The sequence below is a fragment of the Paenibacillus sp. D51F genome (assembly GCF_053345695.1).
In genome coordinates this window covers 96423-112801 of sequence record NZ_JBKFAO010000007.1, presented here as the reverse complement: position 1 = coordinate 112801, position 16379 = coordinate 96423, and the positions used below count along the sequence as shown (strand labels likewise).

Annotated in this window: 11 protein-coding genes; 5 read left to right on the top strand and 6 right to left on the bottom strand. The window is 59.6% G+C overall.

What is annotated here, in order from left to right; genetic code table 11:
* Window positions 1–264: 264 nt before the first annotated feature.
* The 4 genes from ACLBWT_RS14325 (at window position 265) to ACLBWT_RS14310 (ending at window position 5920) form a co-directional block, all read left to right on the top strand.
* Window positions 265–2160 (top strand): PrkA family serine protein kinase, encoded by a 1896-nt coding sequence (locus ACLBWT_RS14325; protein ID WP_447663838.1) that lies wholly within the window; start codon window positions 265–267, stop codon window positions 2158–2160.
* 402 nt (window positions 2161–2562) lie between these two features.
* Window positions 2563–4026: a circularly permuted type 2 ATP-grasp protein gene (locus ACLBWT_RS14320; RefSeq protein ID WP_447663837.1), complete on the top strand. Its 1464-nt coding sequence runs from the start codon at window positions 2563–2565 to the stop codon at window positions 4024–4026.
* 41 nt (window positions 4027–4067) lie between these two features.
* Window positions 4068–5057, top strand: coding sequence for an alpha-E domain-containing protein (locus ACLBWT_RS14315; RefSeq protein WP_049867921.1), 990 nt, complete (start codon window positions 4068–4070; stop codon window positions 5055–5057).
* Window positions 5054–5920 carry a transglutaminase family protein gene (locus ACLBWT_RS14310; protein WP_447663836.1) on the top strand — a complete coding sequence of 289 codons (867 nt, stop codon included), beginning with the start codon at window positions 5054–5056 and terminating at the stop codon, window positions 5918–5920. The genes ACLBWT_RS14315 and ACLBWT_RS14310 overlap by 4 nt, the downstream gene beginning before the upstream one ends.
* Before the next feature lie 71 nt (window positions 5921–5991).
* Here the strand turns inward: ACLBWT_RS14310 and ACLBWT_RS14305 are convergent, their stop codons facing one another.
* The 6 genes from ACLBWT_RS14305 to ACLBWT_RS14280 form a co-directional block, all read right to left on the bottom strand.
* Window positions 5992–7092: a GerAB/ArcD/ProY family transporter gene (locus tag ACLBWT_RS14305; protein ID WP_447663835.1), complete on the bottom strand. Its 1101-nt coding sequence runs from the start codon at window positions 7090–7092 to the stop codon at window positions 5992–5994.
* Window positions 7093–7105: 13 nt separating this feature from the next.
* On the bottom strand, window positions 7106–7339 hold the full coding sequence (locus tag ACLBWT_RS14300; protein WP_447663834.1) for a hypothetical protein: 234 nt from the start codon (window positions 7337–7339) through the stop codon (window positions 7106–7108).
* 12 nt (window positions 7340–7351) lie between these two features.
* A complete protein-coding gene (locus tag ACLBWT_RS14295; RefSeq protein ID WP_447663833.1) occupies window positions 7352–8560 on the bottom strand; it encodes a Ger(x)C family spore germination protein in 1209 nt (402 codons plus the stop codon).
* Window positions 8557–10053 carry a spore germination protein gene (locus ACLBWT_RS14290; RefSeq protein WP_447663832.1) on the bottom strand — a complete coding sequence of 499 codons (1497 nt, stop codon included), beginning with the start codon at window positions 10051–10053 and terminating at the stop codon, window positions 8557–8559. The genes ACLBWT_RS14295 and ACLBWT_RS14290 overlap by 4 nt, the downstream gene beginning before the upstream one ends.
* Window positions 10054–10334: 281 nt before the next feature.
* Window positions 10335–11309: a LacI family DNA-binding transcriptional regulator gene (locus ACLBWT_RS14285; RefSeq protein ID WP_447663831.1), complete on the bottom strand. Its 975-nt coding sequence runs from the start codon at window positions 11307–11309 to the stop codon at window positions 10335–10337.
* A gap of 79 nt (window positions 11310–11388) precedes the next feature.
* Window positions 11389–14799, bottom strand: a complete 3411-nt coding sequence (locus ACLBWT_RS14280; RefSeq protein ID WP_447663830.1) for a GH36-type glycosyl hydrolase domain-containing protein — start codon at window positions 14797–14799, stop codon at window positions 11389–11391.
* Between the two features lie 293 nt (window positions 14800–15092).
* Between ACLBWT_RS14280 and ACLBWT_RS14275 the strand changes: the two genes are divergently transcribed.
* Window positions 15093–16337 (top strand): extracellular solute-binding protein, encoded by a 1245-nt coding sequence (locus ACLBWT_RS14275; protein ID WP_447663829.1) that lies wholly within the window; start codon window positions 15093–15095, stop codon window positions 16335–16337.
* Window positions 16338–16379: the final 42 nt, after the last annotated feature.

Sequence of the window (16379 nt, the reverse complement as noted above, 5' to 3'; positions counted from 1 at the left end):
GCCCGCTGCCGCCCGCTGCCGCCCGCTGCCGCGCCATGCGGGGCATCCGGCGCACGCCTGTTCCCATCGTCCGTTCATTATAGGAGATGCGCGGAGCAATGGCAATTCCTTTAAAGCGGCGAAATTTTCGGTCAAGTTATGAGGGGGGTCCGCATAGGCTTAAATACTTCGAATAGCTGCTATTCGGAAGCGGAAGCAGAGAGAAGCCTGGGCGAAGAGGGACTCAAGGGAAGCTTTAGCGGAAGCGATGGGAGGAGGCGCAGCATGGATATTTTCAAACGGATTGCGGAGTACAAGTCGGAGGGCGACCGCCTGGCCTGGTCAGGCACATTCAAAGAGTACATCGACCTGCTCAGGAGCGATCCGTCACCGGCGATGACGGCGCATTCGCGGGTGTATGAGATGATCAAGTCGCATGGCATCGAGGAGAAAAACGGCCAGAAAACCTATAAATTCTTCCAGCAGGAAATCTTCGGCCTGGACCGCGCCGTGGAAAAGCTGATGGAGGAATATTTCCACTCCGCCGCGAGAAGGCTGGATGTGCGCAAGCGGATCCTGCTGCTGATGGGACCGGTCAGCGGAGGCAAGTCGACCATCGTCACGATGCTGAAAAAAGGGCTGGAGAAGTTCTCGCGCACCGAGCAGGGAGCGGTATACGCGATCAAGGGCTGCCCGATGCACGAGGATCCGCTGCATCTCATTCCCCACGAGCTCCGTCCCGAGCTCGAGAAGGAGATCGAGGTCCGGATCGAAGGCAATCTGTGCCCGTCCTGCCAGCTCCGGCTGAAGACGGAATTCGAGAACGACATCGAAAACGTGCTGGTCGAGAGGGTATTCCTGTCCGAGGACAACCGGGTCGGCATCGGCACGTTCAGCCCTTCGGACCCCAAGTCGCAGGATATCGCGGATCTGACCGGCAGCATCGACTTTTCTACGATCACCGAGTACGGCTCGGAATCGGATCCCCGCGCCTACCGCTTCGACGGCGAACTGAACAAGGCGAACCGCGGCCTGATGGAGTTCCAGGAGATGCTCAAATGCGATGAAAAGTTTCTCTGGAACCTGCTGTCGCTGACGCAGGAGGGCCAGTTCAAGGCAGGCAGGTTCGCATTGATCAGCGCGGATGAATTGATCATCGCCCATACGAACGAATCCGAGTACAAAGCGTTCATCTCCAACAAAAAAAACGAGGCGCTGCAGTCGCGCATGATTGTCATGCCGATTCCGTACAACCTCAAGGTGTCGGATGAGGAGAAGATCTACGCCAAGCTGATCGCCCAGAGCGACCTGCGCCATGTCCATATCGCCCCTCACGCGCTCCGTACATCAGCCATCTTCTCCATCCTGACCCGGCTCAAGGAATCCAAGAAGCAGGGCATGGACCTGGTGAAGAAAATGCGGATGTACGACGGGGAAGAGGTCGAAGGGTACAAGGACGCCGATCTCAAGGAAATGCAGAATGAATTTCTGGAGGAAGGCATGTCGGGCATCGATCCCCGCTATGTCATCAACCGCATCTCCAGCGCCCTCATCAAGGGTGAAATGGATCATATCAACGCGCTCGACGTGCTGCGGGCGCTCAAGGACGGGCTCGACCAGCATCCTTCCATCACCAAGGAAGAGCGCGAGCGTTACTTAAACTTCATCTCCGTGGCGCGCAAGGAATACGACAGCCTGGCCAAGAACGAGGTGCAGAAGGCATTCGTCTATTCCTTCGAGGAGTCGGCCCGCACGCTGTTTGAAAATTATCTCGACAACATCGAGGCTTACTGCAACTGGTCCAAAATCAAGGATCCCCTCACGGGAGAGGCGATGGACCCGGATGAGCGGCTGATGCGCTCCATCGAAGAGCAGATCGGCGTATCCGAAAATGCGAAGAAGGCATTCCGCGAAGAAATTCTGATCCGCATCTCCTCCTACTCCCGCAAGGCGCGCAAATTCGACTATACGAGCCACGAGCGGCTGCGCGAGGCGGTGGAGAAGAAGCTGTTCGCCGATCTCAAGGATATCGTGAAGATCACGACGTCCACGAAGACGCCGGATGAGAACCAGCTCAAGCGGATGAACGAGGTGACCAAGCGCCTCATCGACGAGCATGGCTACACGCCGGCGAGCGCCAACGAGCTGCTGCGTTATGTGGGCAGCCTGCTCAACCGCTGAGGCGGCCCTGCGGGCTTCAAGCTTGCGCAAGCAAGAGCCGTTTCCAGGTCCAGCGGACCCGGAGACGGCTTTTTTTCATGCGGAGCCAGCTTCCAAGCGAGACGAGAGCAGGGCCGTTTCCTGCGACGGTCTTTATCCTCATGATGCGCATTGGACTGAAGGAACCGCTGCCGCTCGCGGCTCATCCTCTTTGCCCAGCTATTGGTCTTGAAGACGGTCTTCCCGCATAAACTTCCATGATTCGAGCGCGAATTCGCTTTGTTTATATATGTTAGTTATATTGACATACATTGGTAGGATCTTGTATGATCTGGGTAAAAAACTGCAGCCACATCTTCATTCGACCGTTACGGCCGGCATCCCGTCCCCGCTGAAGCCCATACCGGAGGGAGGTCTACGCGCATGTCCAAGGCAGAGCCGCATCGCGCGGCTGCTTACGAATCCCGTTCTTTTTATGATGAAATGTACGATGAGCGGGGCGTTGTCCGGCCCCACTACGAGCAGGTGCACCGCCATTTCTCCGCCATGAAGCAGCCGGAGCAGGAGCGCCGCCGCCAAGCGGTCGGGAACCGGATGCTCCATGAAGGCATCACGTTCACCCTCTATGCGCCGGGAACTCCCGATCCACTGGAACGCACGATTCCGTTCGACTGCATCCCGCGCATCATCCCGCCGGACGAATGGCATCATCTGGAGCTGGGGCTGCAGCAGCGGGTCAAGGCTCTCAATATGTTCCTCCAGGATATCTATCATGGGCAGCGCATCATTCGGGACGGACTCATCCCGAGGCGCATGATCGTCGGCAACCGCTACTTCCGTCCCGAGATGGCCGGCCTGCATGTTCCCGGCGGCGTCTACGTGACCGCCTCAGGCATCGACCTCATCCGCGACGAGCAAGGTTATTACGTGCTGGAGGACAATCTGCGCAGCCCTTCCGGATTCTCCTATATGTTCAAAGGCAGGACGCTGATGAACGAGCTGTTCCACGAGCTGTACCTGTCCAGCTCGGCGGCGGACACCGACCGCAGCCTCAATATGTTCCTGCGCAGCCTGAGATCGCTGGCGCCTTCTGGGCGCAAGGATCCGCTCATCGTCCTCCTCACCCCGGGCTCCTACAATTCCGCCTATTACGAGCATACCTTCCTCGCCCAGCAGCTCGGGATCCATCTCGTGGAAGGGCGCGACCTCGTGTGCAAGGACCAGAAAATCTATCTCAGGGACCTGCGGGGCCTCCGCCAGGTGGACGTCATCTACCGGCGCATCGACGATGAGTTCCTCGATCCGCTCGCCTTTCAGCCGGATTCCATGCTGGGAGTGCCTGGACTGATGAACGCCTATCGGGCCGGCAATGTCGCCATCGCCAACGCTCCCGGAACAGGCGTGGCCGACGACAAGGCCGTGTATGCCTATGTCCCGGAGATGATCCGCTATTATATGGGGCAAGAGCCGATTCTGGGCAATGTGCCGACCTATATCCTTTCGCGAAAGGAAGAGAGGGACTACGCGCTGGAGCATCTGGAAGAGCTGGTCGTGAAGGAGACCTCGCTCTCCGGCGGATACGGAATGTTGATCGGGCCGCAGGCTTCCCCGGCTGAGCTGGATGCGTTCCGGGAGTCCATCCGCCGCCATCCGGAGCGGTACATCGCCCAGCGAACGATGAAGCTGTCGACCGCTCCGGTTATGGGCGCTCAGGGGATGGCGCCCCGTCACATCGATCTGCGGGGCTTCGTGCTCAGCAGCGGCTCGGGAGAGACCCATGTCGTGCCCGGCGGCTTGACCCGGGTGGCGCTGCAGGAAGGCTCGCTCGTCGTCAACTCCTCCCAAGGCGGAGGGGTCAAGGATACTTGGGTGCTCCGGCAGCCATAAGCGGAACCTGGAAACAATCGAGTCGGAAAGGATGATGCGGCATGCTGAACCGCAATGCGGAGGCGCTGTTCTGGATCGGACGTTATATGGAGCGCACGGAAAATCACGCCCGTCTTGTCGATGTCCTGTACCATCTCCAGGGCAGTCCGGAGAACAAGGGCGGTGATGAGCTGAGGGCGGAGGTCGAATCGGCGGGCAAATGGGCGCTTGTCGTCAGCTCCATCGGCAGCCGGGAAGCTTATGAGGAGAGATACGCGGCTTACCGGGAAGAAAACGTGCTCCAATACGTCACGATGGACCGGGACAACTCCAATTCCATCCTGAGCTGCGTCAGCAGCGCCAGGGCCAACCTGCGGACGCTGCGGGAGAAGATGCCGGGCGAGCTGTGGGATACCGTCAACGGCATGTACTTGTGGCTGCGGGAGCGGCAGGAGGCGGGCTGGAGGGAGGAAGCGCCGCATCTCTTTTTCCGCCGGATGAAGGATTGGGCAAGCCTGTTCCAGGGGTACAGCCACTCCGTCATGCCGCGCGAGAATGAATGGCGCTTCATGGAATGCGGACGCCATCTGGAGCGGATGGAAAATACGCTGCGCATCCTGCAGGCTGTGCGCGGCTGGGTGCCCGGAGGAGGCTGGAACGGTCCTGAAGCCTATCCTTACCTGCAGGCGGTGCTGCGATCCATCAGCGGCTACGACGCCTTCCGCCGCTACCATGCCGACGGGTTCGGCGTGGAGAGCATCGTGGAATTCGTCATGCTCAACCCGGCTTTTCCCCGCTCCGTCCATTACGCCCTGCATAAGATGGATGAGCATCTGTGCAGTCTGGAGCTTCAAGATAAGCAGCTTCGGATTTTGCATGGACGGATCGCGCGAAGCTCAGGCCGGGCGAAGGCGGATCTGGCCTGCCTGGAGCGGGAAGATCTGCTGCTCGACGGCGAAGGGCGAATTCCGGCCCATCTGCTCGAACAATGCAGGCAGTTGGGCTCCGCCATGGAATCGGCGTTTTTTCGGATCGGGGAGGCCAGCGCGTGAAGCTTCATATTTCCCACATGACCCGTTACCGCTATGCCGATCCGGTTACGGACAGTGTCAATGAAATCAGGCTTACGCCGGCTACCGACGAGCGCCAGTCCTGCCATCAGCACAGCATTTCGGTCGAGCCCAACGCCCCGATGTTCGCCTATGAGGACTATTTCGGCAATAAAGCGCATGCCTTCACCGTCAATGCGCCTCATACGATGCTGACGGTGAGGACGGCCACGGTTGTGACGACGAAGGAGCCGCCTGCGGCTGGAGCAGCGGCTGCCATGCCTTCAGAGAAGGCATGGGCTTGGCTGCGAGGAGATGAAGCGCTCGACCGGTTCGCGGAGTATCTGCTGCCGACGGGATACACCGAGCTGTCCCCGGCCATCTCGGCCTTCACCGATGCCCGCGATCCGCAAGATACCGGAGTGCTGGGCTGGCTGGAGAGCTTGTCTGCCGACATCCAGGCGGAATTCATCTATGACCCCGAGGCGACCAACGTGTATACGAAGGCTGCCGACCTGCTGGAGTTCCGGCGCGGCGTCTGCCAGGATTTCGCCCATCTGATGCTGGCCTGCTGCAGGTTCAAAGGCATACCGGCCCGTTATGTGAGCGGCTATCATTTCGTCGGGGATTTGAGGGGCGGCAATGCCGACTTCGAGCAGGCTTCGCATGCATGGGTCGAAGCTTATATTCCGTCGGCGGGATGGCGCGGCTTCGACCCGACCAACGCCTCTCCGATCGGGGAGCGTTACGTGAAGCTGGGACATGGCCTGGATTACCGGGACATCGTTCCCTTCAAGGGCGTGTATATCGGCAGCGGCGCCCAGGAGCTGGACGTGCATGTCGATGTCAGCCGGCTGGAGGACTGAAGCCGCATGGCGATGCCGGCGATTCTCCTTTCCGGCGAGATGATCATGGCAGCCGGAAGACCCTTTTTCGTTCAGCCGCTCCCCGCAGCTTCGATTTTGGAGCGGATCCATAGGATGCCATAGAGCAGCAGAGGCAGATAGATCAGGAAGATCGAGGCGAAGGGACTCCAGTTTTTGGCGAGGAAATCCTGGACGAACACGGTGTTGGGATAGCACATCTGGGCGAGCACGACCAGTCCCAGCCCGAGCGGGATGACGAAAGCTGCCTGCTGCTTGATTCCGAATACCTGGGCGAAGCCCATGACGGCCGCATCGAACGCCAGGACGATCTTGATCAGGATGGACAAGACCCAGATCAGGATTATGATCGCCTCGATCCGCTCCAGGAAATGGCCGATGCTGATATTCTTGGCCAAGGTGTAGGCGGGAAATAGCTGGTTGGACGTCACGGCATAACCGAGCACGCCGATGCTGCTTACAGTCGTCAGGACTAGGACGGCGCCTCCTACGAGAGTTCCGCCCAGATACGCTTTTGTCTTGCTGCCCGATTTCCGGATGTGGGGGTAGAGCATCGTCAGCACGATCATCTCCTGCAGTCCATACAAGGAAACCCCGCCTTTGATGGATGGCATGAGTCCGTACTCCATGACAGGCTCGAAATTATGGATATCCATTTTGGGGATGGTAGATAGAAACAAGAGGGCGAACAAGAGCATCAGCCACGGGAAAAATATTTCGGCCGCGCGGGAATAGGCGCTTTTTCCGAGGCGGACGGCGTACACCACGATGCCGACGAACAGCAGCTGCAAAATCTCGATCGGCGTTTCCGGCAAATTCTGAGTCGTCATGAAATACCCCAGATCCCCTACCATGATGGAGGCGAGCAGGTAGAAGAAAGCCGCGAACGCCACGCCGACCAGGGCGCCTGCCCATTTGCCGAGCGCGCTCCGGCACATCTGGACCAGCGACTCGCCCTTGCGCAGCCTTCCCAGCGCCGCATAGAGCGCAACCGTCGCCAGATTGATGCCGACGCCGATCATGGATGCCAGCCAAGCGTCCTGCTTCGCGTCCAGCGCCAGGCCGGCGGGAGCGATCAGAATGGAAGTTCCGATCGTGAAGAAGACGGTCAGAATGGTGAACGCGCGGACGGATATCATTTGATCTTGCGGCATCGTCTCATTCCTCTCAGGTGAACAGGGCGTAAAAGGCTTTGGAATAGCCGGAAATGACCATTGCGATTCCGATCAGCGGATTGGGCGGGACGGGCATGAAGATGCATGCCAGGCTGCCGGCCGTAGCCGCGGTCAATACCGCCGCAACTCCGACGGCTTCCTTCTTCTTGCCCTTTTTCCACAGGGCGGGAAGATCCAGCAGGCCCGTCAGCAGCCAGGCTCCTGCAATTCCAAACCACAGCCACATTTCTCCATCCTCCTATTTCTGGATCTCATCTTCCATGGACTTGATCGTCGTGCCGATCCGGCGGATCGTGCTGACGGACGTTACTTTAACCCTCACCGTTTCGAACTCCCGATCCCAGTCCTTGATTTTGTGCCATTCCTTCGGATTCTGCCGGTGAAGAGCGTCTCCGAAGCCGAACACGTCGACCTTCAGCTGCTTCTGCAGCTTGTGGATCGTTTTGTTCATCATGGCCTCGATCTGCTCGTCGACCGCCTTGGTCAGAGCGGACAAGGTGGACGGATCGGTAATGTCCAGCCGGCAGCCGATATCCGAGATGTCCTGCTGCGTATGCAGCACGACCTCGAATTCGTCCGGGGAAAGGGAGCGGATGTTCGCATGGGAGCGCAGCACCTGATAGGAGACGAGTCCTTTGCTGCTTGGGCACGGGGCGGTCAGAGTGGTCATGTACATGGAATTCTGGATGAAGTTGAGCACGCGGGCATCATTCTCATCCATCCATCCGGCCATCCGATCGTATTTGAAGGCGGCCATGCCGTCATATTTCAGCAAGACAGCCGGATTAATATCTTGTCCGCTCGAGATTTTTTCGCCTTCCGCCGGCTTGCCGACGAGCTCGATCGTCGTCAGGGCCGGACCTTTGCCTTCCTTGGATAAATTCTGGATCAACCGGTCCACCGTGACCTTGCTCGTAGCCGACCAGGTATTGTCCGACGTTTCCAGCTTCGTAAACAAGCTGTTCGATGGAATCGGATCGATCGGACTGTACATGTCCAGGATTTCCGATGCCGAAGCGTTTTTGGCTACGATGAGATAGAAGTCGGTCCGCAGCTCCCGGTTGCGCGAGATGAAGTCGAGCGGCTTGCTGATGCCGCCGCGTGCGATTTCCTCCCCGAGGATGAGAATGCGCAGATGGGAAAGGTACATTACTCTCGATACCTTGACCGTCATCCGCGCCAGAGCGTCCGGAATGGTGAGCCCGCTGGCCTGATAGGTGACGACGGGGCTGAAGCTTCCGCCGCCGCTTTTCTTCTGGGCCACCTGTCCCGGGTTCACGATCTGAGCCGATACCTGGTAGAGGCCGTTCTTCTTGTCGATGCCCATGCCGACGACGATGCTGATATCGTTGAGCTCATGGCGGCTCCAACAGCCGGCGAGAGGCATGAGAAGCAGCAGCGAGAGCAGTGCAGGCGCGAGCCTGGAGATACGCAGCATCCGGATCATTTCTGCCTCCTCAGCTTTTGCGGGTGGAGGCTGCGGGGCCGATTTTTCATCCGCGGAATCGTGATCCGGAACAGCGTGTCCTTTTGATCGCCCATGATGAAAGGAGCCATCGGGGACATGTATGGCGCTCCGAAGGAGCGGAGGCTGCACAGATGCAGCACGATGGCGATGATGCCGAGGAAGACGCCATACAGTCCGAACGATGCTGCCAGCAGCATCAGTCCGAAGCGGATGATGCGGGCGGCGATGCCCATGTTGAAGGCAGGCAGGACAAAGTTGGCGATCGCGGTGATCGACACGACGATGACCATCGCCGCGCTGACAAGTCCGGCATCGACGGCGGCCTGGCCGACGACGAGCGTGCCGACGATGGAGATCGACTGGCCGACCGTCTTGGGCATGCGCACGCTCGCTTCCCGCAGAATCTCGAAGGTCACTTCCATGATGAGCGCTTCGATGAATGCCGGGAACGGCACCCCTTCCCTCTGGCTGGCCAGGTTGAACAGCAGCGTCGTCGGCAGCATCTCCTGGTGGAACGTCGAGATCGCGATGTAGAACGACGGAGTCAGCGTCGCCAGGAAAAAAGATGCGAACCGGAGCAGGCGGATCAGCGTGCTGAAATCCGCTCGCTGATAGTAATCCTCGCTGGACTGGAAAAACTGGCTGAAGAGAGCCGGGACGAGCAGCACGAAGGGGGTGCCGTCCACCATGATCGCGACCCGGCCTTCCAGCAGCGCGGCGGCGACCACATCAGGCCGCTCCGTATTGAAGATGGTCGGGAACGGAGTGAACGTTTTGTCCTGGATGTATTCCTCGATGTAGTTGCTCTCCAGAATTCCGTCGATCTCGATCTGCGATAGCCGTTCCCTGACCTGATCCAGAACGGCGGGAGCGACAAGGTCCTTCACATAAGCGACAGCCACCGCCGTATTGGTCACGGTGCCGAGCGTCATCGACTCGAACCACAGATTCTGATTCGCGATCTTCCGCCTCAGCATCGCCGTATTCCAGCCGAGCACCTCCGTGAAGCCCTCGCGCGGGCCGCGTACGACGGACTGCACGTTCGGCTCCTCGACGGAGCGGGCCTTCACTTCCTTCGTCGCAACCGACAGGGCGGAGGGGGAGCCCTCCAGCATGAGGATGCTGTGGCCGTCCAGGAGCTTGTCGTACAGCTCCTCGAACGTATGGAGCATTTTGACGGAGCCTTCCGTGATGACCCGGGTTCTGTAATAAAGGAGCCATTCCTCTACGGTCGCGCAGTCGGAATGCCTGCCGCCGCGCGAGAACAGCGATTGCATCATGAAGGTGGAATTGGACATCCCATCGATGTACCAGACGGCGCCTTCAACGGAAGTGTCATCGCTGAGGCTGGCTTGGAAGTCCCGATGGATCAGGTCGGGGCTGCTGCCGAATGCGGCATGGATGATCCCGGCATTGATATTCAGGGCGGGGCTGAGCGCACCGGAGGTCCCTGCAAGCGTCTGATTCGTCATCCCCTCACCTGATTTCCTATATGATTGGTATAGGTAGGATGAGCAATATTACGGTTCCTTATCCTTAAAATAACATTTGGCTGCGAAAAAAAGGCAGCATCCCTTCCGGCCGGAGCCGAACGGGATGCTGCTCTTTGCTGCATTGTTCCTGACGGAGCCGAACGGAATGCTGCCTTTGTTCCTTTCCGCCCGGCAACAGCGGAAAGGAAAGCAGCGAGCATGTCGATGCGGATCAAAATGGCGACCTGCGCACCGCCATTCTGCCTGCCGGGCGGTGCCGGTCAGTCGGCCGAACGGCGCTGCACGGATTCGGCCTCGATCAGAGAAACGTAGATCCGCTCATGCTCGACTTCTTCGCCGCCTATGATTCGGAGCAGCTGTTCCGACGCCATCGCTCCCCACCGGTACTTGGAGTAATCGATGGTGGCGAGGCGAGGCTCGAGATACTGGGTCAGGTCGATGTTGTCGAAGCCGACGAGCGAGAGCTCCTCGCCGATCCGGACGCCTTTGCTGGCAGCGTAATTGTACAGGCCGATGGCCATTTCGTCGTTGAGGCAGAATACGCCTGCCGGGCCTTCGTTCCGCTCCAGAATGATGCGTCCGGCTTCCTCGCCCGAGCCCTTGTTGAAGTCGCCTTCAATAATGACGGCTTCCAGCTCCGGATGGCGGTCGAGCGTCTGCCGGACGGCGATCATCCTCTGGCGCGAGTCGAAGGTGTCGGCCGGCCCGGTCACGACGTACAGCTTGCGGTGCCCCGTGCCGATGAGATAGTCCATGGCGAGATTTGCGCCGGCCTTGTTGTCGAGCAGCACCTGATTCACGGCGGGATGATTGAGTTCCCGGTCGAGCACGACCAGCTTGTGCCCGCGGTCGGCATAGTCGAGCAGCTCCTCGTCCGAGAAGGTGGAGTCGAGAATGATGGCTCCGTCGATCATCCGCTCCGGCAGCAGGCGATGCGACTGCATGCCGCTGCAGACGATCAGGTCATAGCCCTTGCGGTTGAGCACTTCCTTCATTCCTTGCAGCAGATCGCCGTAGAATGCGCCCGTGAAGTCGGTCAGGAACGCCCCGATGATCCGGGATTCCCGCTTCTTGAGCTGGCGGGCCGCCGCATTGGGAATATAGTTCAGCTCCTTGGCGATGGCCAGAATCTTGGCGCTGGTTTCGGATGTGACCTTCGGACTGCCGTTCAGCGCATAAGAGACCGTCGATATCGACACTCCGGCCTGCTTGGCGATATCCTTGATGCTGACCACCGAGATTCCTCCTGGAGAAGGTTTTTTTTTCAACTATACCACAACTTTCCTATTCGTAAGCGTTCTCTATCGGCACGCCTCAGGCTTCGATGACAATCTCGTTCATGGCCTCGGCATCGGACAGCCACAGCGACTCCAGCCCCGCCAGCGGCAGCTCCGCCCCGGTGCTGCGGTAGGAGCCGGCAATACGGCCGAATGCCGCTTCCTCGCCGTTGACGGTGATGCGCCGGATTTCTCCGCCGCTGCCGGCAAGGGAGTAGAGAATTCGCACGGAGCGGCCTGAGACCGCAAAGCGGAAGCTCATGCCGTCCAGCTCGGCAGGGAGGACGGGATCCAGCTGCAGGACGTTTGCCGCCACGCGGATGCCGAGCACGTTCGAGATGAGCTGGTTCATATAGATTCCCGGGCCGCTGGAGTAGATGCGCCAGCCGCCCTTGACGGCGGCGGTTCCCTGCCGCAGCTCTTCGAAGCGCGCTGTGGCCTCGTACCGGGTCGCGAAGCGTCCGTCGGAGCTGCTGAAGTAGGCGTTGCTCTGCCGAAGCTCCGCATTCGGAACCGAATCGACGATTCCGATCGGGTTGATGACCTGCAGCGCCTGCCAGGCTTCGTCAGGCTTGCCCAGCTTGGCCATCGCCTCGATGAAGCGGATATGGGCGTGGACGTACTGAAGGCCGATCTCGCGGCCGAAGTTGGATGCCTGCTCCGCGCGCTTGAAGAGGGTGCTGACGCCGCCCTCATAGGCAGCGGGCCGGTTCATCAGGCGCACGCCGTCGGGGAAGCTCAGCTCGCGCTTGATCAGCGCGTAATGCGCCTCGGCCTGCTCCGGAGTAATCAGCCCGGCTATCATGCTGCGCGTCATCGGCAGGAGGCGGTACTGGATGCCGGTGCGCTCATCCGACGGGTGCAGCCACTTGTCGGGATGCTGGGCGTCCTCCATGTAGAGGAATCCGGGGATGACCTCGTCGGGATTCATGTACCGGTGGAAGTCCTCGCGGATGCCCTCCGCCAGCTTCAGCAGTCCTGCCCCGAAGGCGGCATGCGCGGAGGAGCGGGCTCCGCCATCAGCAGGGGCCAGCAAGCCCCCGAGCTGCCGGACCGCCTGATAGGTCAGCGCGACGGTCCAGCTGCTGACCATATAGGCGCGCAGCTCAGCGCTCGCCGGCTGCAGCGTATCGTCCCAGTCGCCGTCTCCGTAGGAGGAGAGGGACGTGCCGTGCAGGAAGCGGGAGCGGATGTAGTCCATCTGCTTGATGACATGATCGAACAGGGAATGTTTTTGCTGCGTAGGCTCGAAGGTGTCATCTTCGGTATAAGGCAGCTCGGCTTCCAAAATAGAGAGGTCGCCGGTCGCGGCGATATAGTCGCCGAGCAGCTTCAACGGCCAGACGATGATGTCGCCGTGGCTTTCCTCCTGCTGGACGCGGTAATAGCGGTCGAACATGAACCATTGCGGCCAGCCTCCGCTTGCCTCGTACTGATGGGCGTAGACGGTTCGGATAATATCCTTCACGGCCTCGTAATGCTGCACCGCCAGGAAATATTCCGCCGGCCCCTGGCAGACGTCCCGCGTTCCCCAGGCGGCGCCGCCATATTGCTCCAGCCCGTGCGGAACGGCGAAATGAACCCGCATGTTGTGCGTGTACCACCACGCCAGCATGTCGAGGCGCCGCACGGAGGGGATGTCCTGCGGATGCTCCAGCCGGAAGTTGTTCATAAGCTTTGCCATGCCGGCGCGGTAGCTGTTCTTTTCGCGTTCGAAGACCAGAGGCTCGGCATGGTCCGGCTCGGAGCTTCCCCAGCCGTTCAGCCGGCCTCCGATGCGGAGGCTCCAGGCTGCCGAAGGAGCCGTCTCCAGCACGAGCAGAGGGGCGGCGCCTGGAGTAAGGGAGGGCATGAGCCTCCGCTCATCCTTGAGGACCATTTCGGTGCCCTGCGCGTTGATGCGGTAGGAGAGGGCCGGGTATGCTTCCCGGATCGGCGATCCTTCGGAGGCGGAGACGATGAGGCTGCCGTCCTGCTGCCGGAGCTCGTACGGAAGCTCGTAGTCGCGGTCGTTCATCGTGATCTGCGCCGTGACCAGATAACGGCGGGGCTGATGGCTGGCGGATGTGATTTCCAGCACGGCATCCGGCGCGGAAGAGCTTGCGAAGCTCGTGATTTCCAGCGTGTCGTCATCGAGAACATAAAGCCAGCGGGCATAGTTGAAGCCGATCTCGAACAGGCTAGGCATCGCCAGCAGGCGGTATTGTCCGTCGACCTCGGCGTATAGGCGCAAGCCGGAAGCATGAGCGGCGTTAAGAGCGCTGCGTACATGGCCGATCAGCTTGTTGAAGGAAGTGTTCCCGACGACCAGCTGGGAGTGGAACACTCCGTACATATAAGCGGTCGTGGTGAGCATCTCGGCTGCTGCCCGGTCCGGAGCTCCGCTCATCAGGATATGGCCATGCGGCCGCTCCATGGAGAGCTCCTTGGCCTTCAGCACGACATGCTCGTAATCCGGGGTGAAAAAGGACAGCAGCTCGCCATCTGAATATTCTTCCTCCAGCCGGACCGGGTAACGCTGCGCAATCTCGGCTGGCGCCAGCGGCCGGGAGAGCAGCGGATCGCCGAGATCGGCGGAGCGGAGCGGCACCGGCACGGCAGGGCCGTCTGCAGCGGGCAGGCGGCTGGCCTCCTGCCAGGCTTCCTCCAGTTGATCGGCATATCCTGCTTCCGTGACGGCTTCCGGATGATGCTCCCGGAACATCCCGTAGAAGACGGCCTCAGCGCCATTCGCCGGATCAAGCGTCTTCGACTGCAGAGCGGTGTAGGCGAATTCGTATTGGTAGACCTCGGAGGGCAGCCGCTCCAGGCTCAGCGCCTCGGGCCGGTGGCTGTCCTTGAAGGAGAGGCCGAAAAATTGGAAGCCGTCGGTCGAGTACGATTCGGCTCCCGTGAGGCAGCCCTGCTGCATGTAAGGGAACGATCCGGCTTGCGGCTGGTTCTGGCGGGAGCAGACCCTCCAGCCCCAACGCTCGTCGCGGTAGGCCGAATGGTCGATGTACTGCGAGCAGTAGGCTTCGTTGCTGCGCACTGCCGCCGGAGCGCCGAGGCCGATATCCTGGCCGTAAATGACATCGGTCTGCAGGGAGACGCCGGCGGAGTCGAGCTTGACCTCCCAGAACCAGCTGTCGCTGGAGGACAGCAGGAAGGAGACTTCGTACGCCACTTCTTCCGCGGTGCCGCTCCAGGTGATTCTTTGCCCTTGGCGGCTGACTGCGCTTCTCGAGGAGACGCCCAGCAGAGGATGGATGGAGAAGCCGCCCGGACGGCGGATCCGCAGGTACAGATTGTTGAGCGATCCGTCCAGCGGGCTGGACAAGAGCTGGTTGAGCATCATTCCGCCGCCGAGCGCCTCATACAGGTCGCCGGAAGTGTGGAAGGCGAAGGATAAAGACCCGGATTCCAGTCTCCACAAGGCTGGCTGAACATTTGTTTGCGGGGTAGGCATGGGGTGTTTCCTCCTTTCGATAGACAAGAAACGCCTGTTTATCCGGAAAATAGATAATAAAAACGTTTCGACAACATGTAATCCGAGTATAAACAAAGGTGGGAAATGAAGTCAAACCTTTATTGAAAATCAATGTAAGCGGATTTTTTGAGGAGAGGCTGCCCCTTTCGGCTATATATGAAGAGAAAAATCTTCATCAAAAAAGCCTTGAATGCGATTTCAAGTTGATCTATAATTCAATTCGAAACGTTTCAATAGAGCATAGGGCAACTTAACCAGGGGAGGAAATACAAATGAAAACGAAAACTGCAAGCGCCGCCATCGCGGCCGTCATGCTCGCAGGAACCGCTTTGGCGGGATGCTCTTCGGGCGGCAGCGACTCCGCTAACGGAGGCAAGGTCACTCTCTCCGTATGGGCGATGGGAGACAGCAGCAAGCCGATGGAACAGATGGCAGCCGCCTTCACCAAAGAGAATCCGAACGTCACGGTCAAGGTTCAGGCGATCCCTTGGGGCAGCGCCCACGACAAGCTGCTGACGGCGGTCGCTTCCAAGAAAGGTCCCGACGTGCTGCAGATGGGCACGACCTGGATGCCGGAGTTCGCCGCGGCTGGAGCTCTGGCCGATCTGACGGCCGACCTCGGCAGCTACCCCGAGCTTGCAGCGGACAATTTCTTCAAGGGTACCGTCACCTCCACCCAGTTCGACGGCAAAACCGTCGGCGTGCCCTGGCTGGCTGAAACGCGAATCCTGTTCTACCGAACGGACGTGCTGAAGTCCGTCGGCTACGACCAGGCTCCGAAAACCTGGGATGAGCTGCTTGACGCCTCCAAGAAGCTGACCGAGCGAGGCAAGGACAAATACGGAATCGGACTCGATCCGAAGGAGCCGACGCTCAGCTTCATGTTCGCCCGCCAGAACGGCGCCAAGCTGATCGAGGACAACAAAGCGCAATTCGACCAGCCGCAATACCGCGACACGGTCGCTTATCTGGACAGCTTCTTCAAGAACGGATACGCGCCGGTCGATCTCGGCCTCGATACGTCCCAGACGTTCGGCGGCGACGGCATGGTGCCGATGTTCATCAGCGGACCTTGGATGATCAAGACGATCAAGGACCAGATTCCGGACATCGACGGCAAATGGGCGACGGCCGTTCTTCCTGCCAAGGAGAACAACATGAGCTCGCTGGGCGGTTCCAACCTGACCGTATTCAACTTCACCGACCACAAGGCGGAAGCGATGAAGTTCGTCTCCTTCCTGAGCAAGCCGGAAAACCAGCTGGAATGGATGAAGCAGACCGGCGAGCTGCCGGCCAACATGAAGGCATGGGAAGATCCGCAGCTGAGCGGTGATGCCAATATGAGCGTTGTCGGCGAGCAGCTGAAAAACGCCGAGCCGATGCCGCTGGTCAAAGCCTGGGACAACATCTCCCAGAACTTCGTTAAAACATTCGAGCAGATCTACCGCGCGAACGGAAATATCGATGCCCAGCTCAAAGACTTCAACGCGCAATCCCAGCAGCTGCTGGACAAATAAATCGCTGACGGCCAGGGGCCGGCTGCCGGAATCTCCGGCAGC

Excerpts from the sequence above, each read along its gene's own strand:
- ACLBWT_RS14325 (WP_447663838.1), top strand. The coding sequence starts at position 265 with ATGGATATTTTCAAACGGATTGCGGAGTACAAGTCGGAGGGCGACCGC.
- ACLBWT_RS14320 (WP_447663837.1), top strand. The coding sequence starts at position 2,563 with ATGTCCAAGGCAGAGCCGCATCGCGCGGCTGCTTACGAATCCCGTTCT.
- ACLBWT_RS14315 (WP_049867921.1), top strand. The coding sequence starts at position 4,068 with ATGCTGAACCGCAATGCGGAGGCGCTGTTCTGGATCGGACGTTATATG.
- ACLBWT_RS14305 (WP_447663835.1), bottom strand. The coding sequence starts at position 7,092 with ATGCCGCAAGATCAAATGATATCCGTCCGCGCGTTCACCATTCTGACC.
- ACLBWT_RS14300 (WP_447663834.1), bottom strand. The coding sequence starts at position 7,339 with ATGTGGCTGTGGTTTGGAATTGCAGGAGCCTGGCTGCTGACGGGCCTG.
- ACLBWT_RS14295 (WP_447663833.1), bottom strand. The coding sequence starts at position 8,560 with ATGATCCGGATGCTGCGTATCTCCAGGCTCGCGCCTGCACTGCTCTCG.
- ACLBWT_RS14290 (WP_447663832.1), bottom strand. The coding sequence starts at position 10,053 with ATGACGAATCAGACGCTTGCAGGGACCTCCGGTGCGCTCAGCCCCGCC.
- ACLBWT_RS14280 (WP_447663830.1), bottom strand. The coding sequence starts at position 14,799 with ATGCCTACCCCGCAAACAAATGTTCAGCCAGCCTTGTGGAGACTGGAA.
- ACLBWT_RS14275 (WP_447663829.1), top strand. The coding sequence starts at position 15,093 with ATGAAAACGAAAACTGCAAGCGCCGCCATCGCGGCCGTCATGCTCGCA.